Here is a 26,789-nt window from a genome sequence, read left to right as displayed (position 1 = left end):
GAGTCTTATGAAAGTTAAAAATTCTGCGATTATCTATACAGGCTATGATTATCAGACTTTGCAGGGAGTAAAACTACTTGCTGAATGGCTTCATAGTTCGACTAAGTATGTCAGGGTGGCATTTGAAGCCGATACGGATAGTAATGAAACGCCTGAAGGAATAGACGATGTTGTCTGTGAGCGACCAGATGGTGTTAGAGATTATTGGCAAGTAAAATTCACCCCCTCCCCAGAGAAGGATGAAAACCGCCTTACGTGGGATTGGCTGTTGAAGATCTCAGGCAAAACAGCTAGGTCTCGTTCCATTCTTAAAAAGCTCTATGATGCTATTAGTGTTGTGCCTGCTGAAAAACTCGGGGATGTTATTCTTTTGACCAACAAACGGCCGGACAGGTCGATGGAGTCCTGCCTGCACGGTTCGAAAGTAGAATTTAGTCAAATTGATGATGACTCACAGCTTGAGATTACTCGCCAACTAGGAAATAAAGAAGCTGCCATTTTTCTTTTTTCGAAATTGACTGTCCAGCATAGTGATGGTGACTATCTTGCGATAAAACGTAGTCTTCGAGCTGAGCTTCTGAAATTTTCCGACGATACAGGCGTCGAACGGCTTGTAGCAAGAGCACGTGAATGGGCAATGTTTAAGGATAATCCACCAGAGCATGGTTGGATTTATCTTCATCATGTTAGAGAAGTCTTATCACCCAAAAGACCAGAGCCTATACCTGAAATATTCTCTGTGCCTGATGACTACTGCCTCCCCGACTCAGACTTTCACAATGAGTTACTTGCTCAAATTAACCGCTCCAATGGTGAAGTCATAACTCTAACGGGCAAGCCTGGTGTTGGAAAAAGTACGTATCTATCGTTTTTATGCCAAGAACTGGAAGATCAGGAGGTTCCGTTAATACGTCACCACTATTTCTTGTCGTTGGGAGACACAACTGAAGACAGGCTAAGCCCAAGGGTTGTTGCTGAATCTCTGTTACATCAAATCGATAGCTTTCATAAAGAGTCAAATGCTAGTACATCCCAACCGGAAAATTTGCGTGATGCATTGTTAACCTGCGCAAATTACTACAAAGGTAAGGGAAAACCATTTGTTGTATTGATTGATGGGCTGGATCATGTTTGGCGAGATAATGCTAAAAATAAAAATCCATTGGATGAAACCTTCAGGCAATTGCTTCCTACAACAGACAACTTAGTGGTACTTGTCGGAACGCAACCAGTTGATGATGAATTGCTTCCTTACACATTGCTTACTTACTCTCCTAAGAATGAATGGCATTGGTTGCCTGAGATGTCTGGAAATTCGATATACGAATTTTTAAAACTTCATATTGAATCTGGTCGATTGTTCTTAAACTGTCATGAAAATCAAGTTGATGAAGAGATTCAGAACAGTGCTGGCGCTTTATTAGAAATAACAAATGGCTACCCTCTGCATGTAATTTACTCATCTGAGTATCTGTCTCATCATGGATTAGCACTTTCTTCTTGGCAAATTGAGAAGCTTCCTCCGTGCTCCGATGGCAATATTACTACTTACTATTCTGAGCTTTGGCGTAACCTTAACTATAGACAAAAAGATGTTCTTCACCTATGCAGTGGCTTTCAGTTTGCGTGGCCGAGACAGGCGATTGGTGCCGTTGTAAAAGACAATCATGAATATGCACCGAGTGTAGATGCGGTTGCACATATGCTCTCGGAGGGAATTTGTGGCGTAAGACCTTTCCACGAAAGCCTAGTTGTATTTGTTCGAAATAAGGAAGAGCACCAAGAGCGAATAAATGCGTTGTTACCACCTGTATGTGAATGGCTTAGTTCTAGCGCCCCAACACATCTCAAAGATAATTGGCTTTGGTCTAGTTTGGCTCGAGGTGGCGACTCTTCCAAGTTGCGACAGGGGGTTACTCGAGATTGGGTGCTTGATAGGCTTATAATTGGCATGCCTGTTAGATCATGTATTCGACTGTTATCTGAGGCTGAAACTTATGCTTTCCAGGCGCTTGATTATGCGGAGGCATATCGACATAGAGCTCTAAAAACTAGGCTTATCAATGGCCCTGAATTTCAGACATGGGACTCCACTAACTTGGAGATGCTCTCGCTACTGATCGCTGATGAGCAGTCTCTGAACGAAATAATCTCAGGACAAAACGAGTATTCACCAACCAAGTTATCTATATTGGCAATTGCATTATGGTATAGAGGGGCGGTTGCTCAAGCAGAGCTATTATCGCAGAAGGCAATTGATCGATATCGGGCTAAAACCAAACTCTTGTCTTCACGACACTCTCAAGATAATGAAGCTGAAGCAACTGCATTGATAAAAGCAGGAGTATTAACTGACAGTCTTAACTGTGATGCGATTTTTGAAGAAGGAAAATTCTCTAATTGGCCTGATGGATATGTGGCTAGCTTTAGACGTGCATGCCGCACAAAAAAAGAACTTGGCCTGCTCTTTAGGGCACGGCAGTGCTTGCCCCCTGATTCAAATCATATTGGTCAAATCGAACTTGATGCAATTAGATTAAGCATAGTAGAGGGGGCTGATATTGCCTATAGGCCAGAGTATGGCTCTTTTTCCTCGCAGCAGCTATCTCAGTTCATAGATATTTTTTCTAAGAAAATCTTCACCAATATTGAGACTCATTATTTTCATGGTCAGTCGTCGAAAGCCTTCAAAGTTGAAGCTGCGGGCAGCTACCATTGCTGGTTTTTTTCTTCACTTTGTGTCAGGTTAAATGCAGAAGGTGACTATTCTTGGTTACCAGTAAGTGCAACCTCAGATAGAGCGAATGTGTCAGCTCATTATGATTTACTCAATGAGTTGGCAGATTTAGTCGCAAATGAACTTATCGCAGGAAATACACTGAACTTTGACGTAGTTTGTGCGATGTTTCCGCGTGTTCCAATATTAGATGAGATCCAATGGGAAACACGGAGAGCCGACATAGCTTTAAAGCGTGATTGGATTGAAATTGCAGCCGATTGTCACCTGATAACAACCAAATCTGAAATTTCGCGTGATGAACTAAAGCAAACAGTTAACGATGGTTTATTTAGAGTTGACTGGCTAAGGCTATGGTATAAGGACGCAGGTCTTAAGTTATTAGACGATGATGCCGCTGAGCTACTTATCGAGCTTGAAGATAATCGACAATTAAATGAGTTAGAGCAAACAATTGAAAATTCTAATGCTTATCTTGAGCTAGCTCAAATAGCATTTCAACATGATAAATTAGCTCTTTTTGAAAAATGTTTGAGAAAGACATGGGACTTTGTGCTTGGTTACGGACATCACAAAGACCCCACCATCTTTGATGTATTGAAAGCTGTGGGATACCTTTCTGAATCTGATCCAAGTTCTGCCTTGGAAATATTAGAACGAATATCACCGATAGTTTTCAATATATCCGACTTTACTGATGGGGATGAAACTAGGCACTCTAAGCATTCAATATCTTCATTATTAGCAAAATTAAACCCGCAAACAGCTGCTTCAGTTTATGAGCAGGAGCTCAGCGATGGCGAATGGTATTATGCTGAAGAGACAATTTCTAGGTTGCTTAAAAGGTGTGATTTTGCTTCGCCGATTACAAAATATTTATATCTTACAGGTTTGCACTCTAGCTGCTACCAAGTGCTCAGAGAAAAGATTGAGAAAGGAGAACCTCATGCCATTTGTATTGCCGATGAAATAGAGAACCTTCTTGATATTAATGTTCAAAATATGGTTGAAGAAAAGCAACCGTCAGCTAATGAACTTGATGAAAAAATTTCGTTGCAGCCATCGGATTATCCGCCTGAAAAGTTCGAAGAACTGACTGTATTGCTCAAAGAAAAATATAGTACCAGTGAATTTTGGAAAACCTGGTACACATATTGGTGTACCCAAGGTAAGGAACCTGATTTATTACAACTGCTAATTCCACAGGTGTCGAAGTTTATTGATCGTTTTGATGATAAACGATACTTGTTAGATCTTCTTTTTTTCAGTGTTAAAAAATTAGACGGTAAAACGAAAGCCTTTGATCTTTTGGTTGCGGCTCACAAGGCAATGGGAGGGTGGTCTGATTGGTATGAGCGTTCAGAAAATAGCCTCAATCGGCTTAAGATGGTTGCAGAGCAATACCCTAAAAAAATTGACGAATTTATTAAATTAACAACATCACAACCGGATAATTGGAAAGATAAGTTTGGCAACTTAATTATTCCGAATGATAAGCTGGTTTTTTTGCTTTCTCATGGTGGCAGGAAAGATGAGGCGCTTAAGCTCACGTTAGAGATGGTTACAAGCTTAGAAGAAAGCGTCCGCAATCTTCAACTTGCAAGACCGGTCTGGGATTGGCGTCAAGATGACTCTCTCGAGGAAGCAATGCTCAAGACGTTAGTTTCAAGGCTTAAGCTGCCTATACCCTCTGTAAAGTTGCGGGTAGTAGATCAGCTTTCACTACTTTTAATAGCTCAGCATCCAAGAGTTGAAGAATTATTAAAGGAAGACTTAGCAGGTAGGAAGCAAGAGTCTGAGTGCGTAGAAGTATTGTGTGTATTTTTTATTGCGAAGTCTAAGGGTTATGTCTGCCCAAATGATCTGGGGCACTACATAAGGGCAAGGTCCGTACTGTCAGATCTAATACTATCGGAATTGCTATCGACCTCAGTAGAATTCGGGGAGTATGCTTATCCATTTTCTCCTTTTATTATTTTGGGTCATGACAATAATAGATTCGAGTATTATCAGGGCAGCCATGTTCCTCGTGTGTACTATTCTTGGCTGAAAAAAGAAACAAAAAGAACCCGTTTACCCTTTACAGATCATTATCAAACTGAGTGGAACAATACATTCGAATATCAACCATCAACAGCAACAACCATTGATTACTTTTTTAGCAGCGATAGGCAAAGATCTACTGGGCAATTCTATACGCAAGCAAGTCATCGAGGCCGTTCTGCATATCTTAGGACAATAGACCTAGCCAAAGAATTTTACGGCATGCCGGATTCTTACGCGAAATATTTATCCATACCAGCACTACCTATCGAACCTGCGTATATGGAGCTTCGCCCTCAAAAACCTAAATGGTTACCGGTTTGGAATGGTAATAATTCCCCGAATGAAGCTAATTTAATCAGCTATGTTAAAGAAGGATTAGCCAACTTTACACAAACAGATGACAGTAATGACCTTTTAGCATTTTCATTACCCATAAAGATTGATGACAATAACTGGATTGATCTGACTGTTGTAAAGGTGAGCACTGAAATTGAGCTGACGCCTGACATGCAGGTAAAAGAGCGTTCCGGTTGTTTGGCCGTTGGTAATCTTTTGGATAAGGAGCTGTCTTATGAGTTTGGTGATAGTCAGATGCCCAAAGCTCCTACAATGGCTGGCACTTCGTATCCATTTATGAGATATGGACACTGGCACTCCGATCTCGAATCACGAGGGTTCTACATTCCCAAATGTACCATTGATGGTAAAAAGATTGTCGGTTCATCTTCCGATGGTTTGTTTATTTACTCTGTCGATGGTTCTAAAGTTGGTTTTTCATCGTTCTGGTACAACTATTGGCAACCTATTCATCCCAGAGGGATTCGTTCTTTTTGTGGCTCTTATACCGCAGTAAGCAAGGAAAGAATTGAAGAATGGCATAGCTCAAGTGAAACAGAGCATAAGAGCTGTTACTTATGTAAAGCCATTCTGCTTACAGCTGGAGATAACTTTAGGGAATTTAATGAACAAGAGATTGAGTTTTTTATATGTTGATTTATATGACTCACATCGCATCATAGAGTAAGTAACTCTTTAGCCCTATGCTGAGTTTGCACTGCTATATCGGCAAAGTTGTCGAAGCCTTGGCCGAAGTCAGGTGATAACCAGATCTGTACACTTTGTCGGATTTAGGAAGCAACGCCAGCTTGACTGGTGCTTAAACTAGAGAAGTATTAACTTTCACATGTGAAAGTTATAGAGTCACAGCTTAAAACCCTGATGCGAGCTAGTACATGTGAGCCGCATGGTAGGTCATCAGAAAGGTGGAGTTTGCCTCCACCTGTTCTAACAAACTGCTTTGACGCAATAGACTAGGCAGAGTCGACGATATCTTGAGGTTGCTCTGCAATGATGTCTTCTCAAACTTTGGACATGTTCTCTAATTGTTGGGGGTTATTAAATTTTTTAGCAGGGTTCATTTGTTATACGGGGAAAAAACCTAACCGGCCAGGGACACCTTTGGGACCAACAAATTCAGTAAAATTCAATGTATTTAAGGTCTCTAAATTCGGCTCTTCATTCTCTAAAATGAGAATTTGTCCCGGTTCGGTGCGGTTCGCTAACCAAGTATAAAAGCGGTCTTTAACACTTTCATCAAGAAGTTCTTCACCGTCACTGTTAGTTCCATGCTTGGGATCTTTATACGTCACCACTGGAGAGTCAATAATGGTAAAACCCAGATGCGGATGTCCGTTCACAGTAGCTCTCTCCATTAATGCAACCATATAAGCTGTTAGAAAAATACCTCTCTTTCCTTTTCCATAAGATGTACGCTTACGCTGATTAATATCAATGTCAGAAATGCTATCATCAAAATAAACAGAATCCACGCTAGGGACTCCCCAAGTATCTAATAGTGCTTTTACTCTTTTGCATAACACAGTCGAACTTTCTGACATATCCCTGTTAACAGTTTGCTTTTTTCGCTTACTTTTTTCTTTCATCTCAGCCAATCGAATCTTAAGGTTTTCCACCCTTAATAAATCAGCAACCGCCATGGACAGTGTTACTTTACGATCGGAAAGAGTCTCTAAGCCGTACTTTATATTGATACTTTGTGGCGATAGAAGTGCTTCTTGCTTTTGCTCATTCTCTAGAGCTTCTCTCGCATTTTTTTTCAGTGCGTTAGATATTTCATCAAGGCTAATGAGAACATCATTTAAAGCCTCCTTCAATCCTTCACGTAATCCTGAGATTTTTTCATTCTCAGCATGTGCAGCCAAGCGAAGCATAGGTGTTTGAGTATCTTGATCTTTGTGACGTAACTGGTGTTGGATATCTGTATAGCAAAGAGGACATGGTCGAATTTCAAAACTATCAGCGATTGAAGCGGCTGTAGATATAGCTTGCAGTCGTTGTTGATCGCTTACATATTTTTTATCAAGCAACTGGAATCTATTTTCTGCCTCTTTTAATGCCGCTAACTCTTGAGATAGTTGTCGCCTTTCTTTATCAATTATCAAGCGGGTATTTCTAAGCTCTGCAAGTTCGGAGGCATGACTTCTTATATGACGGTTGATGATCTCAATCTCAGCTGTCACTTTAAGTAAACTTTCCTGAGCATCTTTCAGTGATAGGCCATCAGGTATGTCTGCAAGTAAGCTGTTGATCTGTTCATTAATTGCCTCTGTATGTCCTTTTGCAATATTCCGATCGTTTGTTGATGCAGGAAGAACCATTTCGGAATCATCTGAACCGCTTAGGATCATAGCTAGGGCAGACTTATTTCGAGTTTTTAGATTGGTATCTTTACCTTCAAATGAAACATTGTCCAATGTTTCAATCTCATCAAATATGCTAACGCGACGAAGATCCCCGGCCGTCAAATTGCCAAGCTTTCCTGACTTAGTCAGTATCTTTACTCCCGCAGCCCCACACCATGTCTGAAGCAGCTCACTTATATTTTTTTCAAGTGCAATCTCACTTTGAGGAGGATTCTCATGAAAGCCCTCATACACAGCTTCTTCACCATTAAGTAGGTCTCGAAATAATGTGAAACAGTCGCCATTGGAGAGTGAAATTTGAACGGCTGCCCGAGTATATCCATCCGAGAAGCCAACACCTTTAGGCTTTTGACCTCCACCAAAGCAGTATCTAAAACACTCGACAATGTACGATTTCCCGGTATCAGTGGGACCAAAAACTAAATGGGATTTTCCATTTAGTGTAAGTTTTGCTGGAACTTTACCCGGCCCAGTCACCACCAGTTCATGAATACTAATTGTCATAGAGCAGTTCCTGTGTTTGTTGCCGGAAGGAACTCTGCTCCCCATAAGGTACCGCGCATTCCAAATACTTTTTCGAGATTTTTTTCATCCATATCACCTAGCGCAGAAGCTACCCATTCACAGCGCTTGTATAATTCTCGCGAGTATTCTCCACCAATCAGACCAACTAAGGCTGGACCATTCTCACCAAGCTGGAAACTAATACCACCATTATCAGCCTGGACATCAATGAATGAGCGTTGCGCCATCAAATATAACCCTGCTTCAATTATCTCTCTCCTGCTGGCATATTCTCCACCTCGCAGGGGGACTGGCGTATGTAGGCTTTCTGGACCGTTTAGATCTGCCGAGTAGATAGCGGCATAATCGAAATAAACTAGGCGTTGTAAATCAACTTTTCTAGGATAAAGAGCCATCAACAAATGAACCATTCTGAGTCCAAGCTCAAATGGAGTATTAAATACATCACTCATCTTCATCCACCCATTTTACTCTACCCTGATTCGCAAGATGATGGCAGGTTCCTCCGAGGTCGCCTGCTTGTAATCGTCCACTTAAAGGGTTAGCGGTTACCTGTAATACGTTTGCAGTATCTAAAACTTCTTTTAGTCTTGTGAGGCCATTTGCATGGGGATAATTTAAGGAGCTACCTATCCCTACCTCGACTTGATTCTTCAAATCATCAAATGCTCCTGGAAGCTTGTCTCTGCTAAAACGGTTAAGACCTTCCGCGCTGTAAAAAAGCATTCGCTGTGCTTTAAAATGTTTTTGATATTTTTTAGGAATGTCAGTCAGATGGGAGAGTTCAATTTGATCTAACTCCTGATAAACATCAAGAAGTGCTTTGACGAATTGATGCTCATTGGTGTCAGGATTTTCTGGCATAATTGGATCGGGCTGTCGCGCGGGTAACACGCCAAACATCTCCCAGTGCTTGCATGATCGAGAGTGTATTTCTAACAGATCAGCTGAAGGCTTGACCTTGATAACCTCAAAAGGGAAGTTTTGGATAAATTTATTTAATTCTGGTGTGAGCTCTTTTTTAAATGTTACGAAATTTCCGGACTTATCTTTCCATTCCTTAAGCATCCAAGCTTTAAACCTTTCAGGATTTAGCGTGTAATCAAGCAGTGAGGGGCCTACTTTGAGTGCACATATATAGTAATTTAAAGGGCGCGTGTACTCCTCCGAGAAGACGTACCATAAGAATTTTGCAAGATCAGGTGCAAAAGCGCTTGGAGATAGCGTTCCTGCATAGTATTTCCCCTGATATAGGTCCCAAGTAGACTCCTCAGGCAATGGATGTAAATAGCCGCACACGTCTCTGCCTTTATCACCCGCACCACCAAGTCGATGCACATGAGTATATTTTCCCTCTACTTGCAACTGTCTAGCGCACTGTTCTATAAACATCTCCCACTTCTCATCATTGAATAAAAGTAGTCGTTGTTCCGGTGTCGGCTGCTCTGGTCCAGGGTGATAAACAGGTGTGCTCATTAGTTTCCATCTATAAGCGCTAATAACGAATTGAGACTAAAACAAAAAATGCTCAATGTGAATAGTTACGAAAGATTTGGAAGCCTGAGATTACTTGGTTGGGCTATAGCACGCATTACTGCTCCTAAGTACAACTAGAATTGAAATCCGAGAAAAGAAGTAGCTTCCCAAGTTTCTTGTTTTAAAGTGGTACTCTTGAGTATTCAGGTCACAGCTTAAAACCGTGATGTGAGCCGTCTGGTAGGTCAACATGAAGGCGAAGTTTTCCTCCACCTGATTCAACAAGCTGCTTTAATCGCTGTAAGCTATCGATTGTGCAGTTATCAATGTGGCAACCTGCATCAGTCCCGATATGTTCTAGTAACTGGATTAAATGGATATGGATTAGCTGTTTTGAAGCTATTTCCTTAGCAGAATCAACGAGATTTTGAGGTTGATCTGCAATAATATCTTCTAGTTTTCTGCCCATCTTTTGCACCTTTTGGGTTGAGCCGAAAAACTTTCACATGTGAAAGTTTTTCCTAGATCCTTATGTTTGGATAGTTTAACCCACTCACAAGTGAATCATCATACTTCTCATCCTATCCCTCGCTCAGGAGAACTGTAGTGGTCAACTTTTTCTTTTGCACCTCAAAAGGGCAATTACAGAGTTTTACCCTTTTCGGCGCCTGTCATACTCTTTACTCATTGTCAGCGCTCGCTGGCTATAACGGTAGCTGGCCCCAAACAGCAATACCTTACCCTCGGGAGGCTATCTCTCAAGGTACTCCTCCATAATCACAGGAGATAAGCATGACCAACTGGGTATTCCAAGATCCGGTCGGCGTTTTGTTGATTAGGTGCTGTCGCTGAAAGTGTCAAGATGCTATCTTTACGCTTAGCGGCTAACACCTCCATAGTTCTTGCCCAAATCGTTGACAATATTTGGGATTAACTTAACAAGTTTGGCTTTTGTTACAATAAAAACCAATACTTTTAATAGATTGAATGGCTTTTTGCATACTTTATGTGAACTGCCATTCTAGAGTTCATTTTTTAGAATTGTTAACTAAGAACCAGAAAATCCTGCTCCGGCAGGGTTTTCAGACCAGACCGTTGACAAACCTCATTAAAAATAACGGGGTTTGTTCCTTTCATTATGAACCGAAAAATTAAGACAAAGTTGTTTAGTACCACTGAGTAAGATAAGCTTGACACACTCTTTAGCGTTGGACGTTTACGTCTAGTCGGGTGATTAGCCAGACTCTAACTTATTGAACGCATTAAGGGTTGCGAAAGTGTCGCAACCCTCTCTCGTTCCTCCCTCGGGTTGCGACACTTTCGCTTCCTCTAGTAAAGAGTCATGCCCGGCAGGTTACATGTGCCGGGCGGTTTATAGGTATAGCTATGTCGATTATCAATGGGTTAGCGACGGTACTGCATCGGAGTGAAGCTGATGTTAGGTCGTTTCTGGAAAATGCCCCCAGAAAGTACAAAGTCTACAGAATTCCAAAACGTACCACTGGATTCAGGATAATCGCCCAGCCCGCAAAGGAGCTTAAAGCACTTCAAAGAGCATTCCTACAACTCTATTCCTTCCCTGTGCACGAAACGTCTATGGCATACAGGAAAGGTAAAAGTATACGTGACAACGCCTTGGCTCACGTTAACAACCCGTACTTACTTAAAACTGATCTAGAAGATTTCTTCAATTCGATCACTCCTGATATTTTTTGGCGATGCATTGATACGTCATCGATCGAGACACCAAAGTTTTCAGTTCAGGATAGACCCTATGTTGAACGCATTCTCTTTTGGCAACCTGTAAAAAAAAGCAAGAAAAGATTGATGTTGAGTGTCGGTGCGCCATCCTCACCTGACATTTCCAACTTCTGTCTCTATGAATTCGATCGAAAACTCAGCGAAGATTGTCAAAACTTAGGTATTACTTATACCCGTTACGCTGATGACCTGACCTTTTCTTGCGACATGCGTGATGTGTTGAGAACGGTTCCGGTTATGATTGAAGCTTTGTTAAAAAAAATATTCAACAAAGCACTCAAGATAAACCACGGTAAAACAGTATCTTCCTCTAAAGCTCATAATCGTCACGTAACAGGCGTTACACTGAGCAATGAAGGAAATCTGTCGTTAGGGCGCGAGAGAAAACGGTTCATTAAACATCTCATTAATCAGTATAAATATGGCTTACTGGATGAGGCGGATATAGCTTACCTGAGAGGGTTGTTGGCGTTTGCGAACCATATTGAACCCGACTTCATTGGTCGGGTGAACAATAAATATTCTATAGAGTTAATGGAACGTTTGAGGAGACCGTAATGACCAGACAATTAGAAAGAAAAGCAAAAGGTGGAAATTTACTGTCTGCATTCGAACTTTATCAGCGTAGTTTGCAAGTTGAGCGTGAATTGGATGAAAAACAAGCTGACGAATGGTTGGAACTTTGTTGGGACTATTTGCAAGGTGGTTACATAGATAGCTCAGAGACATTTCGACCTACTAACCCCTTGTTCCTTCGCCAGCTGGATTTAAGTGATTTTCGTCGTTTTTCACATCTGAAAGTGAACCTTGAAAAAGATCTGACGGTTATTATTGGCAATAATGGAAAAGGTAAAACGAGCATTCTTTCGGCTATTGCTAAATCACTAAGCTGGTTTAGTGCAAACATACTGAAAGAAGATGGTAGTGGTCAGCGTCTGAGTGAATTTACAGATATCAGGAATGATTCTGTGAACAAATATGCAGATATCACCACGAATTTTTTCTTTGGGAAAGGGCTGAAGAGCTTAGCGCTTCGGTTATCCCGGTCGGCTCTTGGTGTTTCAGAACGAAGGGATAGCCGGATTAAACCTGCAAAAGATTTGGCTGATGTCTGGCGTGTTGTGAATGAGGCCAGGACAATAAATTTACCCACATTCGCGCTGTACACGGTTGAACGGTCGCACCCATTCACTAAGTTTCAAAAGGATAGTAATGAAAGAAGGGAAGACCGGTTTGATGCCTATAATCATTCGCTAACAGGCGCAGGCCGCTTCGACCACTTTATTGAATGGTACGTTTATCTTCATAAGCGAACAGCCGGGGATGTTTCTTCGTCAATTGAGACGCTTAGACAACAGGTTTGTGATCTACAGAAGTCCGTTGATAATGGTATGGTTTCAGTGGCGCCATTGCTTGAAGATATGAAAAGTAAGCTGGAATCGGCAACCGCGAAATATAATTTAGCCCTGTCAAAGAGGCTACTGGCTGAATCTCTTCAGAAAAAAATCGTGGAACAAGCCATTACCTTGGTCGTACCAAGCATCAGTCATATTTGGGTTGAGACGGAGTCAGGAATAGATGTTGTGAAGGTCACTAATGATGGTCAGGACGTGACTATTGAGCAGCTATCAGATGGACAACGTGTTTTTCTTGGATTGATTGCTGACCTTGCGCGCCGTATGGTGATGCTTAATCCTCTCCTGAAAAACCCTCTAGAAGGGAGTGGCATTGTATTAATTGATGAAATTGAGCTTCATCTCCATCCGAAATGGCAGCAGGATGTGATCACTGACCTTCAAAAGGTTTTCCCGAATATCCAGTTTATCATTACTACGCACAGCCCAATAGTGCTATCCACGATTGAAAGACGATGCATCCGTGAGTTTGCTGATATTGATGAAAGTGGCATGCAGTTCCTACAATTACCACAGATGCAAACCAAAGGCAGCGAAAATGTGCATATTCTCGAACAAGTGATGGGCGTATTTTCCACTCCTCCCAGGATCAAAGAATCCCATTGGGTCGGTAACTTTGAGCAATCCTTGATTGCCGATGGTGAGGAAATTAGCGTGCAAACTCGTACACTTTACGACAACATAAAAAAGCATTTTGGCAATGATAGTCCTGAACTTAAGAAAGCTGACAGCCTCATTCGAGTCCATCAAATGAAAAATAAAATCAATAAATTAAAATCGGAGAAGGATAAGCAAGGATGAAAGCATTAACTCGTCCGCCCAAGCCGCATGTACTTAACCAGTTTAAAGCGGGTCAGAATACTTGGATGGAAATAGACCAAACGGAGATTTGGCCACATCTTGAAGAAATGCAGGGTGCGTTCTGCGCATACTGTGAATGTCGATTGAATCGCAAACATATTGAACATTTCAGGCCTAGGGGGAAGTTTTCTGCTCTGACATTTGATTGGGAAAATTTGTTTGGTTCCTGTGGGGACAGTTCAAAATCAGGTGGCTGGGAACGGTGCGGGATTTACAAAGATCATGGTGCAGGGGCATACGATGTAAACCAGCTTATCAAGCCTGACGTAGAGAACCCTGACGATTTTTTGTTGTTTCTTACGACAGGAAGGGTAATACCTGCATCCGGACTTCAAGGTCAAGCATTAAAGAAGGCAGAGGAAACCATTCGTGTTTTTAATTTGAATGGTGATGCAAAATTATTCGGTAGAAGAAGGACTGCTCTGCAAAATGTGATAAAAGAAGTTGAATATTTTTACTTGACCTTTGAGGAGCTTGAGGAAGAAGAATGGACTCTGTTGCTTCACGAGCAACTGGAGGAACTTAAGACTGAAGAGTTTAGTACTGCCCTGAGGCATGCATGGCTGTATAACAAACAATTTATATAAACCGTTATTAGGTTGACGTCTAAGTTATAGACAAGAGTTCAGACATGAGAGACGGCGCTGGCTGGACACTTACACTAAAAATGTGGAAGGTCCATTTTTAACCCATTATTGACATTCATAGTTAACATCTCTGTTCAGATGACGAAATACAGGGTGGTGCCACACAACAAAGTGGAGTTAATTTTTCATGAGGCCGCTGCCACAATTTGGGATCGCGAGGCGTTATTATTGCCATCCGAGACATAAGCGCCTGCATTGCGCCGGCCATTAATAAGGTAACTTTCTCTCTACGGTTAGTTCTTTGTCTGCACTCCCAGGCTTGTACCCCTGCTTGCTGCACCTTAATGCCGATTTCCCGATAGATACTATGAGCAGAAGCTATGACCCAGGCTGAACGCAAAGGTAAACCAGCAAGCCCTGTCAAAGCAGAGGTATAATAAGACTCTGCTTCCACAATCAATTGGGATGCCACCCGAGCTAGCGCAGGACGGTTTTCGGTATAAATAAGTGTGTCCGGCATTAGCCCTTCTTGGTAAAGCCATTCTAGCGGAAGGTAGCAACGCTTGACCTTCGCGTCCTCTATAATATCCCGAGCAATGTTAGTTAACTGAAAAGCAATTCCTAGATCACAGGCCCGATCCAGCACACTCGCCTCGCGAACCCCCATCACCTTTGCCATCATCAGCCCAACTACTCCCGCGACATGGTAACAATATCTCAGAGTGTCATCTAACGTTCTGCAAGGATCGCCGCGTACATCCATCGCGAATCCCTCCAGATGTTCGAAGGCCTGTTGCTGAGGGATTTCATGACTCAGAGCGACTGTCTGAAAAGCTGCAAAAGCAGGTTCGGTCATCGGCAAGCCGTCATAAGCCTGCCTCGTCAGATGTTGCAGCATTTCAAGTTTCTCACGGGCGTCATACTTATCAACATTGCTTATTTGTCTCCCCAGCTCTTGCCCGTCTATTATATCATCACAATAACGACACCAAGCGTACAACATCATTGTGCTGTGCCGTGTTGCCGTATCGAAAAGTCGGGTGACACTGGCAAAACTTTTTGAGCCTTGCTCCATTATCTGAGTAACGTGTTTAAGCAACGCGGGATTCATCTGGCTATATCCCCTAACATCAATGTGGCTGTGGTTTTTGCTGATCCAATTACGCCGGGAATACCCGCTCCAGGATGTGTGCCTGCGCCGACGAGGTACAGATTATCAATGCGGTTGTCCCGATTGTGTGGTCGGAACCAGGCGCTTTGTGTCAGCAACGGTTCAAAGGAGAAGGCCGAACCTAGATGGGCATTTAGCTGGTCACGAAAATCAAATGGGGTAAAGATACGATGAACGACTAATTGCTTGAGCAGACCGGGCATATAGTACTTTTCCAGATACGCGAAAATATGGTCGCGTAAGCGCGGCCCCTCTATATCCCAGTTGAGATTAGCTGTCCCCAAGTGTGGTACAGGGGCCAGAACGTAGTAACTTGCGCATCCCGGGGGCGCAAGGGATGGATCAGTAACACAGGGGGCATGGAGATAGAGCGAAAAATCCTCCGCCAGTCGGTCATGATAAAAAATATCTTCAATGAGTTCCTTATAGCGCGGGCCAAAGCAAACTGTATGATGGGCTAATTGAGCATGATGGTGGTTCAGACCGAAATAAAGCACGAACAGTGAGTTGCTCATTCGTTTACGCGCCAGTGTTCGGGCGCGGGTTATTCCGACCGGATGCTGACCCAACAGATGCTTATAGGTATGCACGACATCGGCATTTGAGGCCACAACGTCACATGTCATATTTCGTCCATCAGTCAATTGCACGCCTGTGATCCGATTACCATGAGTGGTGAGGCGTTTTACCTTTGCATTAAGCTCAATTTTTCCACCAATATCAGTAAACAATTTCACCATTGCCTCGACCAAGGCGCTGGTTCCTCCACGCGGAAACCAGACTCCCCATTCTCGTTCCAGTGCGTGGATCAAAGTATAGATAGAAGATACAGCAAAGGGGTTGCCGCCTATCAGTAGCGAGTGAAATGAAAATGCCTGGCGCAGACTCTCATCCTTGATATAGCGTGCCACCTGACTATAAACACTACGCCATGCGTGTAGACGTACCAACTGTGGCGCCGCACTCAGCATGTCGCGAAAAGAGAGGAAGGGCACTGTCCCAAGTTTCAGGTAGCCTTTATCAAAGACCTCCCGGGAATAGTCCAGAAAGCGTCGATACCCGTTAACATCACCTGGGTTGAACGTATGGATTTGTGCTTCCAGATGTTGCTGGTCATTGTCGTAATCAAATATCTTGCCCGACTCCCAACAGAGCCGATAAAAAGGGCGTACGGGAAGTAAATCGACGTAATCAGCCATACGTTTGCCAGCCTGTGTGAACAATTCTTCAATGGCATTGGGAGCGGTGATTACGGTGGGGCCGGCATCAAAGGTGAACCCCTGTTCCTGATAAACATAGGCGCGTCCACCTGGTTTATCCCGTTGTTCCAAAATAGATGTCGGAATCCCCGCGGACTGGAGCCTTATTGCCAGCGCCAGCCCACCAAAACCAGCACCAATTACCAGCGCTTTAATCATGATAAAAACCCTGAAGCTTCTTGTGTTGTTTAAACATTGCCTTTAGGGCGCCCTTGATCGGCACCGGCGGTTTACCTATGAGAATCCGGGCCTTATCGACGGAATTAAGTTGTTCTGCATAAAAACGCGCAATCAGATTTGGGGAAAGTTGATAAAAACGTTGCATCACTTTCCAACGTTGTTGTGGTTCCCCAGCTAGGAAGAGCATGCGATTTAGAAGACGGAAAAAGCGCTGGTGTTGCCACTGCTGTCGTGCGTAATCCCTGAGGGTAATGAATAAGGAGGTATCGGTAAGCTCTGGCAGAGCAACGATACGATCTGCTAACCGAACGGCGTGTGGCAGAGAGTAGCCTGTTGTGGGGTGAAACAAAGCTGCGCGTAACCCGCAGGTGGGCTGGCCTGCTAGTTGTGCCCAGAAAGAGGTAAAATCCCCTGTAAGTGTAATCGGGAGACAACCGCTCTCTTCTCGAATTAGTTTACCCAGTTTCCAGCCATGCCTCTTCGCGTACTCTGCGATAGTTGCCTGTGACAAGGTCTTATCCGGTGGTCCCCGATCAACGTAGTGAGTGTCCTCTATCAGCAGACGAGTTGAGGAAAACGGTAGGACATAGACAAATCGATAACCTGTATTCTGTCCCACGCTGGTATCCATTAAAATCGGGTGGGTTAAAGAGTGCGCTTCTTCCAGTTCCCATTCCTGACCAAAAAATGCCTGGGTACCACACCCCATAAATGGCCCCGGTCGCCAGCCTCTCCCATCAATGACTGCGCCTGCGCTTAGAGCTGAGCCGTCCTGTAAGTAAACTTTCTGTGGAGTCAGCTCTTGTACCAATAAACGAGTCTGTATACGCTCGCCCAAATATGCATGGAGTATGTTTGCAAAGTGTTGGGACGTGACACTGAAATATGAATGTGGCAATGTGCGTTGACATGCTGGAAAGATTACGTCGTAACCTGACCAGCGATAGGTGATCAGCGGTGCTATCCATCCATGTTCCGCCTCAGTGAGATCGTGTTGATGAAATGACCACGTGTGATTGCCTCCTATTGTTTCTGTGTTTTCAATAAGCAACACTCTCAAATGTGGTTTACACTGCTGAAGACGCATTGCGATCAGTCCGTTGGCTAATCCTCCTCCCACCAAAATCAGATCCCAGTCGTACACCATTTTGTTGATCCTCCGGCAATCGTTGGTAACAGAACGGCTGTACGCAGAGCATAATTAAACCCACGTTCGCCACGAATTTTGGCTGCCTCTGCAAGATGGTGATTAATCGCATGAGCACAATGCGAAAATCGCCACTCAGCAAACCCCGTTCTTACTTGGGCCTTAGTTTGAGGAGAATGGGATATAATATCCAGATGCTCATTTTTACGATGAGTGTGATCGATCTTTTTCATTTTTTTCGTGCCAAGGCTGAAATTAATTAAACATCGCAATATTTTTATCAAACCAGTATCGTATAAAATATTGTGAGGCTAAATTTCTGCGACCCACTACCGCCAAATATTTATCAATGTATCTGATGTGCCTGCGTAAATGCTCATGCACTTTAGATTTTCCGAGCAGTGTAACCATTGTTAACTTTTCCTTATCCTGATACATATCTTTCCCTGTATTATTCTGGTCATCGTTCAAGTCATCCAGTAATTGAAACGCTTGCCCCAAATGTTGTGATATATGGCGCAATGCCTGACGAGTTATATCAGGTGCATTCACCGCAATTGCCGCTAATTGAAATGTTGCGTCGAAAAGCAAACCGGTTTTTAAATCGTTGGTGGTCGCAATGGTATGATAATTGCCAGTACAGAATGTATTATTCAGATCGCGAAACTGCCCCTGGACAAGACCGTTTAAACCAATTGCATGGGAAAGTATGGCGACAACAGCAGATTTATCGTATTCAGGAAGGTTTGTTTCTACAATGAGGCCAAAAGCCCGGCTCAGCAAGGCTACAGCCGCTAGGATCGCTACACTTTCGCCATACTGTCGATGAATAGCTGGGTGTCCGCGCCGATGCTCAGCATTATCCATACAGGGAAGATCGTCTAAAATTAATGAGGCTGCATGCACTATTTCAATTGCAGATGCCAGTTGTAGAAAGTCAGTCTTCTTGGGGTTTTCTCCAAGATCCAGGATTATGAGCAGCAATAAGAGGGGGCGGATACGTTTTCCAGACACCAGTGTACTTTCTCGCATGGCTGCGCAGACTTTGTCATCCGGGACTCCTGAAGGAAGTACCAGTTCTAGGTGCTGTTGTAGCGCACTCTGTAGCTCCAGTAATGTCTCTTCGTAATTCATAACGCATGCAGTATTAACGTTCATAAATATTTCCCGAATCACGTAAATAATTTCACTAATCATTTGAAAAACAATGACTAGTTTATATTGCTATTGGTTTTAGGTTTCTAGCATAACTTCATTTATCCAGCAGTGATGCATTCCCATTGGGATATGGTGCGGCAAACGTAATCTGCACGCCATTGAGAGATCATCAGCATTTAAAACCACGATATCTGTACAGTGTAATTTTTCGACATAAACCTTGAAAATAAGCCAACCATCATCTTCTTTAACAGAATCCTCTTTGGCGACAAAAACAGGCTCTTCAGGCAAATCATTATCAAAACTGTGGCTTAATACACTCTTGTTAAAAAAATCAAATTTAATTATTGATCTCTCTTCACTTTCAGAATCCCCCCAGCAAACGAACCAGGCATATCTGTGCTTTCTACCACAAACTATAGGGTTTATGGCTGGAAAATCAGTATTTCCCCTGAATAAAATTTCTTTATCGACATTCCCGGATGCAGTGTATAAAGTAAAACGACAAAGCTCTGAACTATTATTTTCAAATATATTGTGTGTAAATACTGGGAATGACCTCCAAAATGAGGCATCAAAAATCACATTCCCATTGGCATTTTCATAGCCATTTACGAAGTGAAAAATAAATCCAGGAACTGCATCATAGAATTTCGCATCATGGCATTTTCTTGAAACTAAAAGAATCCTGCCATCTTCACTTTCACGTGAATTCATGGATGCAAGGATGCTTTCATTGCCAATTATATTCCTTAACGTAAGCTTTATATGCGGTCCACCTAAAAAAAATAAAAAGTAATTTTTTGTCACTATGAAATCGTGAATTAAGTACCTTTTCTTAAACCGAATATTGTGTATAACCGTCAGGTCGCCGGCACTGTCTATTTTGTATAGCGTCAATTTAGAACCAATACCATATGTCACACCAAATCCATATAAATTATCATCATCTGGTATTTTTTTAGGATGTGCTGTAAATGGTGCTTCACAAAGGTTAAGTTTGGGGAGGAAAGAAAATCGTGTTCTTAGCTTTCCAGAAAAATCAAATTTTGAAATTGTCTCAAGAGTTACCGGATTAATTAAATGTGGCATCCCTCCTTCCCATAACGCCAGAAGTTTATGAGAATGATACACAATATTTGTATTTGCTGGATTTTTAATAATGAAAAATCTCATCCTGAATTTTATTTTTCTGGGGACGGTTCCAACTGAGCGATACAGTAACCTTTGCGCTTTTTCCTCTCTTAAGTATTCTTTTGTTAATACATGTCTGTTTCTATAGAATACCCCATTATCACTGAACGTTACTTTAAATATCATCCCATCCCCATCAAATGGATGATTATAATATTCGTCTCCCCTGTGCAGGCGACCGGGACCAATTCTAAAGAAGGTACCTTTTAACTTTGAAGGAACCTCTCCCTCAATAGGAACTAATTTTGCATCAAGTTCCTCCAACTGAGATTGAAAAGGATTCAGATGGTTTTTCGAGAATACAAAATCGCTCAAGCCTTCACCTCTATATTTTCAACCGAATAATAGGTAATGATTTAATACCGGAGCACTATAAGAAGATACAGCGACACTAAAGTAACAGTACTGTGCTGGAGATGAACAGTACTATTTTTTTTCAAATGGATTTTTATAACTGAAATCACAAAAAAGAATTCCGTTACTAACTAACACACTTTTGGTGTGATGGCGTACATGTAGAAGAGTGACTGAAATATTAGGAACAATGCCTGATAAACGTGTTCTTAGGTTAGGAACATGAGAGAGTGCAAGCATGAACTGTCCCCCAAATGTTGGACGCCAATCCGTACATAGGGAGGCAGTTTAAAAATGGAAAGTTTATACCCGTTATCTTTCAAATTGCCTCTTTGTTGGCTGCGCTCGCTCACCCCGGTCACATAGTTAGCTATGCTCCCGGGGGGCACTCCCTTGACTTCGCGATGTATCCTGAAATCCATAGGGTATATATGTATTACGAAATATCGATTAAACCAAGATCATTGCTTAATGTCGTACCACTGATATCGTAGCTAGCAAGTATTTGGCTTCCTTTTTTGTATAAAAAAGCTTTACGGGCTTCATTATCATTTCCCCATACTACAAATACATGCATAAAAACTATTGAGCCATCAGGAACGCCAAGATCGCCTGGGTCAACAGTATCTGTTAATCCAAGAGTAATATTATTACCTTGTTTACTTAAATGCTTTTCACCATCGCCATCCATATAACTGAATTGGATTCTAGCAACAAATCCACCTGAATTTTTAAGACTCATCTTGCCAATTTCTTGCAATGTCATCATAGTCTCCTTTTGAGAAAAAATTAATAACATTTAGCTATTCAACTACATAAGTCGTATAAGATGTGTTAAATAAAAAATAAATCTTAACAAGTGAGATAAATAACACATTAAAACTACTATAACAAATAATTATTATATGTATTTTAGAAAAAACAAAAATTATTTTGATAAGTGCCAAAATAAGCGATTTTATTTCATCAGATATGTAATATGGTTCCTGTTTTTTCTTTGCAATATAATCTAATGAGATGATTATTTCTATACAATAATGACTTTATTATTTTAATTAGTAATAATTGCAACATAATTACACTGTGAGTAAATAATTTCGTGTTTTTTTAATAATTCATTAGATGTTTTTCCATCCTGATTTTTTCGTAGTCGATTATCTAATAGGTTTATGACCAAGATTTATTATATTGGGAAAATGATTTATTAAATTTTGTATATTCGTATAATAAGTGAAAATGATTTTATCTATACTATAAGATAATTTTTTTATTTAAAAATAGTGTATTGAGTGTTTTGCACTCTAATATCTTACATGGGAGATTATTCAATTTATTTATGACGAATCTTATTTTTTATTTTGTCACCGATAAAAAGTTTGTTTCCTATATCTTTTGCCTTTTAATAAGTTATTCAAGTGATTCGGCATAAAGTTGTTGCAGGATTTGGCAGGATGCCGCTGGAGAATTCACTTCAAGCCAGCGGCCTACTTTACAGGATTGACCCAAGATACATGTGGTGAAAAAATTTCCTTAATGTCTTTTAATGTCGGGCTTTTTATCTGAACTTGTATTGATTTGGTCACCCTTTATCGTAAAAATATTGATGGATTCGTATGTAATTTATTGATTATCAGAACAAGTTCCCTTCAATACATTGGCATGATATGCGATATGCTCGCCGATAAAACTGGCGACGAAATAGTAGCTATGATCATAACCAGTGCGCAGGTTCAGCGTGTAGGGATGCCCGCTGTTTTCGCATACATCCTTCAACAGCTCAGGACGTAATTGTTCTTTAAGAAATGGGTCGTCGGTACCGATATCAATTAGCATATGCAATGATTTGGCGCTATTGGTTAGCAGCTCGATTGTGTCATAGGTTTTCCATGTGTCACGATCTTCGCCCAAATAAGTGCGAAAAGCTTTTTCTCCCCAAGGAACCTGAGAGGGAGCAACAATCGGTGAAAAGGCCGATACGCTGTGGTAACGATCTGGATTGCGTAGTGCGATCATCAGTGCGCCATGACCGCCCATAGAATGACCACTAATGGCTCGTGTTGTTGTTACCGGGAAGTGTGTTTCGATCAGCGCCGGTAGCTCTGACACCACATAATCATACATGCGATAGTGCGGCGCCCAAGGTTCCTGTGTTGCGTTGAGGTAAAAACCGGCGCCCTGACCTAAATCATAAGCGTCATCATCTGCAACTTTCTCACCACGAGGGCTGGTATCTGGGGTGACAAGAATAATACCCTGTTCGGCAGCGTAGCGTTGAGCTCCCGCTTTAGTGATGAAATTCTGCTCATTACAGGTTAGGCCTGAGAGCCAATACAGCACGGGTAATTTCTGATGTTCAGCCTGAGGAGGGAGGTAGACTGCAAAATTCATGGTGCAGCCAAGCACGGCCGATTCATGCTGATAAACATCCTGCCATCCCCCAAAACAAGTGTGGCGTTCAATCCTCTCCATTCTTTTTCCTCTCTGTAAAACATACAGGCTCACTCATTTCATGGTGAACCTGGAGCTATCGTTTCTTGTTTTGTTAAAAACTGCCTATCACAGCATGGCTTTTAACTCCTTCAGAACAGCTTAGTAATGGATGACTGTGCGAATAGATTTTCCCTCATGCATCAGATCGAATGCTTCATTAATGCGTTCGAGCGGTAAGGTGTGAGTAACAAAAGGTTTTAACTCAATTTCACCTTTCATTGCCTCTTCCACCATTTTAGGCAACTGACTACGGCCTTTGACACCACCGAAGGCAGTGCCTCGCCACGAACGACCGGTGACCAGTTGGAATGGTCGGGTTGATATTTCTTGTCCAGCACCAGCCACACCAATAATCACTGATTGCCCCCAGCCACGGTGTGCGCTTTCGAGCGCGGCACGCATCACATTGACATTGCCAATACACTCGAAAGTATGATCCACGCCCCATTCCGTCATCTCAATAATGATTTGCTGAATAGGTTTGTCGTAATCATTTGGGTTCAGACAGTCGGTGGCGCCGAACTGTCTTGCCAGCTCAAATTTTGCCGGATTTGTATCGATGGCAATGATCCTGCCAGCTTTTGCCTGACGAGCGCCTTGGATCACGGCAAGGCCAATGCCGCCGAGTCCAAAGACGGCGACAGAGTCACCAGATTGTACTTTAGCGGTATTGTGCACTGCGCCGATGCCAGTAGTGACACCGCAGCCCAGTAGGCACACTTCTTCATGGTTTGCTTCCGGGTTGATTTTTGCCAGTGATACTTCGGCTACCACTGTGTATTCGCTGAATGTGGAGCATCCCATATAATGATAAATAGGCTGCCCTTTGTAGGAAAAACGGGTTGTGCCGTCCGGCATTACGCCTTTCCCTTGAGTTGCCCGCACAGCTACACACAGGTTGGTTTTTCCTGATTGGCAGAACAGGCACTCTCCGCATTCTGCGGTATAAAGAGGGATAACGTGGTCACCGGGTTTGATGCTGGTGACGCCTTCGCCAACCTCAACGACTACGCCGGCGCCTTCATGCCCGAGTATGACAGGAAAAACGCCCTCCGGATCATCCCCTGACAGGGTGAAGGCATCCGTATGACACACGCCGGTATGACTGATTTTGATCAGCACTTCACCAGCTTGGGGTGGGGCTACATCGATTTCAACGATTTCAAGGGGACGGCCCGGTCCGAATGCAACAGCAGCTCTTGATTTCATAAGTTCTCCTTTTGAATAGACAGTGCTACGCGTTTGCGAATACAGATTAATAAAGTCAATCGGGTTGTCAGCGAAGATATCTTTGTAATAGTTTATTAAGAATATGATTTCGCATCTGTAGAAATGGCACAAAAATTTTAACATTAATACGTGTTTTTAAAATAGCTTACTAGAGATAATTGGAAGACTATGAATTAGTCATGGTTATAGAGGTGCGCCAATTCTTTCTAAGGGTTAGATCTCCAATTTTGTCGGGTGTGTCGTAATTGAGGAAATAAAGTGTGAAATATAATTAATTTGTAAAAAAAGCACTCATAAATGGAGGGTAATATGTATTACGAAACATTGAACAGGTTGAGATCATTACTTAAGTAATTGCAATGTAATTACGTTGCGAATAAATAGGCTCGTATTCCTTTAAATAATTAATTAGACAAGGGGATAAATTAAGAATTAATTATGAAGGTTTTTAGCTTAATTTATGTTTACGAAGAAAATAAGGATTACAATTCTGTATTTTAATCAATCGGTGGGAAACCATTTTTATCGAGATATTCTAACAGCCCAGAATTATTAAAATATCTGGATGCTGGTGAGTTAGTTGAATTTTGAGATACTGGTATATTTACCTATTTTGTATTTTCTTTTCCTGTCTGAATTGACTGTTCAATATTCAGCATCAACTAAGCATTGAACTCATCCACCTTTGCGAGCATGATCGCAGTTCATTCACCAGTTTAGCTAATAGTCATGACCTCACTCATAACATTACAAGCAGCGATATCAAAACTCACCGTCTGGCGTAAAGGCGATCAACGCGCACCACATAAGCCACTACTGCTGTTGTATGTGTTGTCTGAGTACAAAAAAGGGCATGGGCAACTGTTTAATTACGGTGATGAAATCCACCAACCACTATTACAATTACTCACCGATTTCGGTCCCAGTCGCAAAGAACACTATCCTTCAATGCCTTTCTGGCGTTTACGAAGAGATGGTTTCTGGGAGCTGAAAAATGCAGAACACTGCACTCCGCGCTTGGGAAGTAAGGAACCGCCAAAACGAGAGCTGATTGAGTATCAGGTTGCCGGAGGTTTTGATTCAGCCAGTTTCCATTTACTGCGCCGTCGGCCTGCGCTTATTGATAAACTGGCACAACAGATCCTTAATGAACATTTCCCGGAAAGCGTTCAGGTAAGTCTGGCTGAACGACTAGGTTTTGATATTAATAAGAAATTAAATAGCCGTGATCCACGTTTTCGTGATGTGGTTTTACGCGCTTATCACTACCGATGTGCCGTTTGTGGCTATGATTTACGTCTGGATGGCTCACTGGTCGGTCTGGAAGCTGCCCACATCAAATGGAAACAGTTTGGCGGTCCCTGCCTGGTGGAAAATGGTCTGGCACTTTGCACACTTCATCATTCCGCTTTTGACAGAGGGGCAATTGGTATAGATGAGCACCTGAGGATCAAAATCTCTGATGGGGTCAATCGTAGTCCGGTTGTTGAGCAACTGTTTTGGGCCAGAGATGGCGAAAGCCTTTATCTGCCGCGTAATCGTCAGTATTACCCGGCAGATAGATTTATTGAATGGCACCAGACGCAGGTGTTTAAGACATAAATAAAGTTGATTTGTGTTGCAGATATCAACTATCTAGACATTTTGATGTGACTCGTAGCTCTGTATTGGTTGCCAATGTGCTTGAATACCTAATTTATACTCGCTTCATTCATCGGTTTGGTGATGTCGTAATGATTTTACGTGCCTACAGACAAGAAATCTGCTCCAAAGTTGAGGTCTCCGAGATTTCCTTTCGACAGAAATAGTTGATAAAATTTCCACCCTCTCGAATTACTAGCTCTGGTCATTCTCATGTAGCTGACAAGAGGGTATATTTATAACGGAGCCACAATGAAACTCTCAGATCTTGGTTGCAGAATATGTATCATAGGACCATCAAATAGCGGGAAATCCACATTGGCTAATGCAATTTCGAAAAAACTCAATCTGAAAGCTACGCATTTGGACCAACTTTTTCATTTGGCTGATTCAGATTGGCAACCTCGCCCTTATGATGAATTTATTACGTTACATGATAAAGTAATAAATGAAGATAAATGGGTTATAGATGGAAACTATAAAAAAGTGCTTCCGCAGCGTCTTTCCAGAGCTACTGGATTAATTTTATTAGATATCCCTACTTTGCTAAGTTTATCTCGATATATGAATAGGACTTTACTCCAAAGTCATCGACATGGTGGTCTTTCTGGAGCTAAAGAACGCATAAAATGGGAGATGATACATCACATTATTTTCGCCATACCCAAAAACAAAAAACGTCATACTGAAATCTACGAAAGCTTGTCAATTCCCAAGATAAAACTCATGTCAGTGAAAGAAATTAATCAGCAATATAAAGAATGGGAGCTTTCTGATTATTTAAATCGATCAGGTAAGGGAAACAGCACTAATATTGTATAAAAATAATTAACC

Annotated in this window: 19 protein-coding genes; 6 read left to right on the top strand and 13 right to left on the bottom strand. The window is 42.0% G+C overall.

Annotation, left to right across the window (positions count from 1 at the left end):
* The first annotated feature begins 7 nt into the window (after positions 1-7).
* The gene (locus TI10_RS08855) at positions 8-5,776 is read left to right on the top strand and encodes an ATP-binding protein (protein ID WP_049582950.1); all 5,769 of its coding nucleotides are present in this window, start codon (positions 8-10) and stop codon (positions 5,774-5,776) included.
* A 428-nt stretch (positions 5,777-6,204) separates the two neighbouring features.
* Here the strand turns inward: TI10_RS08855 and TI10_RS08850 are convergent, their stop codons facing one another.
* The 4 genes from TI10_RS08850 to TI10_RS08835 all read right to left on the bottom strand — a co-directional run bounded on the left by TI10_RS08850 (position 6,205) and on the right by TI10_RS08835 (position 9,976).
* The gene (locus TI10_RS08850) at positions 6,205-8,010 is read right to left on the bottom strand and encodes a coiled-coil domain-containing protein (RefSeq protein ID WP_049582949.1); all 1,806 of its coding nucleotides are present in this window, start codon (positions 8,008-8,010) and stop codon (positions 6,205-6,207) included.
* Positions 8,007-8,483 carry an ABC-three component system middle component 2 gene (locus tag TI10_RS08845; RefSeq protein WP_049582948.1) on the bottom strand — a complete coding sequence of 159 codons (477 nt, stop codon included), beginning with the start codon at positions 8,481-8,483 and terminating at the stop codon, positions 8,007-8,009. Before TI10_RS08845 ends, TI10_RS08850 begins: the two co-directional genes overlap by 4 nt.
* Complete coding sequence (locus TI10_RS08840) at positions 8,476-9,507, bottom strand: ABC-three component system protein (protein ID WP_049582947.1); 1,032 nt, start codon at positions 9,505-9,507, stop codon at positions 8,476-8,478. The genes TI10_RS08845 and TI10_RS08840 overlap by 8 nt, the downstream gene beginning before the upstream one ends.
* Before the next feature lie 208 nt (positions 9,508-9,715).
* Entirely contained in the window at positions 9,716-9,976 is a 261-nt protein-coding gene (locus TI10_RS08835) for a hypothetical protein (RefSeq protein ID WP_049582946.1), read from the bottom strand.
* A gap of 917 nt (positions 9,977-10,893) precedes the next feature.
* Here TI10_RS08835 and TI10_RS08830 point away from each other — a divergent pair.
* From TI10_RS08830 to ptuB, 3 genes are read left to right on the top strand one after another with little or no spacing between them, the layout of a single operon-like run.
* Positions 10,894-11,826 carry a retron St85 family RNA-directed DNA polymerase gene (locus TI10_RS08830; RefSeq protein ID WP_049582945.1) on the top strand — a complete coding sequence of 311 codons (933 nt, stop codon included), beginning with the start codon at positions 10,894-10,896 and terminating at the stop codon, positions 11,824-11,826.
* Positions 11,826-13,484, top strand: a complete 1,659-nt coding sequence (ptuA, locus tag TI10_RS08825) for a retron Ec78 anti-phage system effector ATPase PtuA (protein WP_049582944.1) — start codon at positions 11,826-11,828, stop codon at positions 13,482-13,484. Before TI10_RS08830 ends, ptuA begins: the two co-directional genes overlap by 1 nt.
* On the top strand, positions 13,481-14,131 hold the full coding sequence (gene ptuB / locus TI10_RS08820) for a retron Ec78 anti-phage system effector HNH endonuclease PtuB (RefSeq protein WP_049582943.1): 651 nt from the start codon (positions 13,481-13,483) through the stop codon (positions 14,129-14,131). The genes ptuA and ptuB overlap by 4 nt, the downstream gene beginning before the upstream one ends.
* Before the next feature lie 121 nt (positions 14,132-14,252).
* On the opposite strand, the gene crtB is transcribed toward ptuB, so the two are convergent.
* The 9 genes from crtB to TI10_RS08775 form a co-directional block, all read right to left on the bottom strand.
* Positions 14,253-15,242 carry a 15-cis-phytoene synthase CrtB gene (crtB, locus tag TI10_RS08815; RefSeq protein WP_049582942.1) on the bottom strand — a complete coding sequence of 330 codons (990 nt, stop codon included), beginning with the start codon at positions 15,240-15,242 and terminating at the stop codon, positions 14,253-14,255.
* On the bottom strand, positions 15,239-16,720 hold the full coding sequence (locus TI10_RS08810) for a phytoene desaturase (RefSeq protein WP_049582941.1): 1,482 nt from the start codon (positions 16,718-16,720) through the stop codon (positions 15,239-15,241). The genes crtB and TI10_RS08810 overlap by 4 nt, the downstream gene beginning before the upstream one ends.
* Entirely contained in the window at positions 16,713-17,888 is a 1,176-nt protein-coding gene (gene crtY, locus TI10_RS08805; protein ID WP_049582940.1) for a lycopene beta-cyclase CrtY, read from the bottom strand. The genes TI10_RS08810 and crtY overlap by 8 nt, the downstream gene beginning before the upstream one ends.
* Positions 17,867-18,121, bottom strand: a complete 255-nt coding sequence (locus TI10_RS08800) for a hypothetical protein (RefSeq protein ID WP_049582939.1) — start codon at positions 18,119-18,121, stop codon at positions 17,867-17,869. The genes crtY and TI10_RS08800 overlap by 22 nt, the downstream gene beginning before the upstream one ends.
* A gap of 22 nt (positions 18,122-18,143) precedes the next feature.
* Positions 18,144-19,046: a polyprenyl synthetase family protein gene (locus tag TI10_RS08795; protein WP_049582938.1), complete on the bottom strand. Its 903-nt coding sequence runs from the start codon at positions 19,044-19,046 to the stop codon at positions 18,144-18,146.
* Positions 19,047-19,121: 75 nt separating this feature from the next.
* Positions 19,122-20,555 carry a carotenoid oxygenase family protein gene (locus TI10_RS08790; protein WP_049582937.1) on the bottom strand — a complete coding sequence of 478 codons (1,434 nt, stop codon included), beginning with the start codon at positions 20,553-20,555 and terminating at the stop codon, positions 19,122-19,124.
* Between the two features lie 475 nt (positions 20,556-21,030).
* Positions 21,031-21,360 carry a hypothetical protein gene (locus TI10_RS08785; protein WP_049582936.1) on the bottom strand — a complete coding sequence of 110 codons (330 nt, stop codon included), beginning with the start codon at positions 21,358-21,360 and terminating at the stop codon, positions 21,031-21,033.
* A gap of 854 nt (positions 21,361-22,214) precedes the next feature.
* Positions 22,215-23,063 carry an S-formylglutathione hydrolase gene (gene fghA, locus TI10_RS08780; protein ID WP_049582935.1) on the bottom strand — a complete coding sequence of 283 codons (849 nt, stop codon included), beginning with the start codon at positions 23,061-23,063 and terminating at the stop codon, positions 22,215-22,217.
* Between the two features lie 120 nt (positions 23,064-23,183).
* The gene (locus TI10_RS08775; RefSeq protein WP_049582934.1) at positions 23,184-24,293 is read right to left on the bottom strand and encodes an S-(hydroxymethyl)glutathione dehydrogenase/class III alcohol dehydrogenase; all 1,110 of its coding nucleotides are present in this window, start codon (positions 24,291-24,293) and stop codon (positions 23,184-23,186) included.
* Between the two features lie 750 nt (positions 24,294-25,043).
* On the opposite strand from TI10_RS08775, the gene TI10_RS08770 reads away from it, so the two are divergent.
* Both TI10_RS08770 and TI10_RS08765 read left to right on the top strand, forming a co-directional pair.
* Entirely contained in the window at positions 25,044-25,916 is an 873-nt protein-coding gene (locus TI10_RS08770; protein ID WP_049582933.1) for a phosphorothioated DNA-binding restriction endonuclease, read from the top strand.
* A gap of 291 nt (positions 25,917-26,207) precedes the next feature.
* Positions 26,208-26,777 (top strand): GTPase, encoded by a 570-nt coding sequence (locus tag TI10_RS08765; protein WP_049582932.1) that lies wholly within the window; start codon positions 26,208-26,210, stop codon positions 26,775-26,777.
* Positions 26,778-26,789 lie beyond the last annotated feature (12 nt).

The sequence above is a fragment of the Photorhabdus luminescens subsp. luminescens genome (assembly GCF_001083805.1).
Taxonomy (GTDB): domain Bacteria; phylum Pseudomonadota; class Gammaproteobacteria; order Enterobacterales; family Enterobacteriaceae; genus Photorhabdus; species Photorhabdus luminescens.
The sequence above is the reverse complement of the archived record's forward strand: the minus strand, read 5'-3'. Positions and strand labels throughout refer to the sequence as shown.

Bases quoted from the DNA above. Each gene is read 5' to 3' on its own strand.
- ptuA (WP_049582944.1), top strand. From the start codon at position 11,826: ATGACCAGACAATTAGAAAGAAAAGCAAAAGGTGGAAATTTACTGTCT.
- TI10_RS08785 (WP_049582936.1), bottom strand. From the start codon at position 21,360: ATGACATTGCAAGAAATTGGCAAGATGAGTCTTAAAAATTCAGGTGGA.
- TI10_RS08855 (WP_049582950.1), top strand. From the start codon at position 8: ATGAAAGTTAAAAATTCTGCGATTATCTATACAGGCTATGATTATCAG.
- crtY (WP_049582940.1), bottom strand. From the start codon at position 17,888: ATGGTGTACGACTGGGATCTGATTTTGGTGGGAGGAGGATTAGCCAAC.
- TI10_RS08775 (WP_049582934.1), bottom strand. From the start codon at position 24,293: ATGAAATCAAGAGCTGCTGTTGCATTCGGACCGGGCCGTCCCCTTGAA.
- crtB (WP_049582942.1), bottom strand. From the start codon at position 15,242: ATGAATCCCGCGTTGCTTAAACACGTTACTCAGATAATGGAGCAAGGC.
- TI10_RS08800 (WP_049582939.1), bottom strand. From the start codon at position 18,121: ATGAAAAAGATCGATCACACTCATCGTAAAAATGAGCATCTGGATATT.
- TI10_RS08810 (WP_049582941.1), bottom strand. From the start codon at position 16,720: ATGATTAAAGCGCTGGTAATTGGTGCTGGTTTTGGTGGGCTGGCGCTG.
- TI10_RS08795 (WP_049582938.1), bottom strand. From the start codon at position 19,046: ATGAACGTTAATACTGCATGCGTTATGAATTACGAAGAGACATTACTG.
- ptuB (WP_049582943.1), top strand. From the start codon at position 13,481: ATGAAAGCATTAACTCGTCCGCCCAAGCCGCATGTACTTAACCAGTTT.
- TI10_RS08830 (WP_049582945.1), top strand. From the start codon at position 10,894: ATGTCGATTATCAATGGGTTAGCGACGGTACTGCATCGGAGTGAAGCT.
- TI10_RS08765 (WP_049582932.1), top strand. From the start codon at position 26,208: ATGAAACTCTCAGATCTTGGTTGCAGAATATGTATCATAGGACCATCA.
- TI10_RS08770 (WP_049582933.1), top strand. From the start codon at position 25,044: ATGACCTCACTCATAACATTACAAGCAGCGATATCAAAACTCACCGTC.
- TI10_RS08835 (WP_049582946.1), bottom strand. From the start codon at position 9,976: ATGGGCAGAAAACTAGAAGATATTATTGCAGATCAACCTCAAAATCTC.
- TI10_RS08850 (WP_049582949.1), bottom strand. From the start codon at position 8,010: ATGACAATTAGTATTCATGAACTGGTGGTGACTGGGCCGGGTAAAGTT.
- TI10_RS08840 (WP_049582947.1), bottom strand. From the start codon at position 9,507: ATGAGCACACCTGTTTATCACCCTGGACCAGAGCAGCCGACACCGGAA.
- fghA (WP_049582935.1), bottom strand. From the start codon at position 23,063: ATGGAGAGGATTGAACGCCACACTTGTTTTGGGGGATGGCAGGATGTT.
- TI10_RS08845 (WP_049582948.1), bottom strand. From the start codon at position 8,483: ATGAGTGATGTATTTAATACTCCATTTGAGCTTGGACTCAGAATGGTT.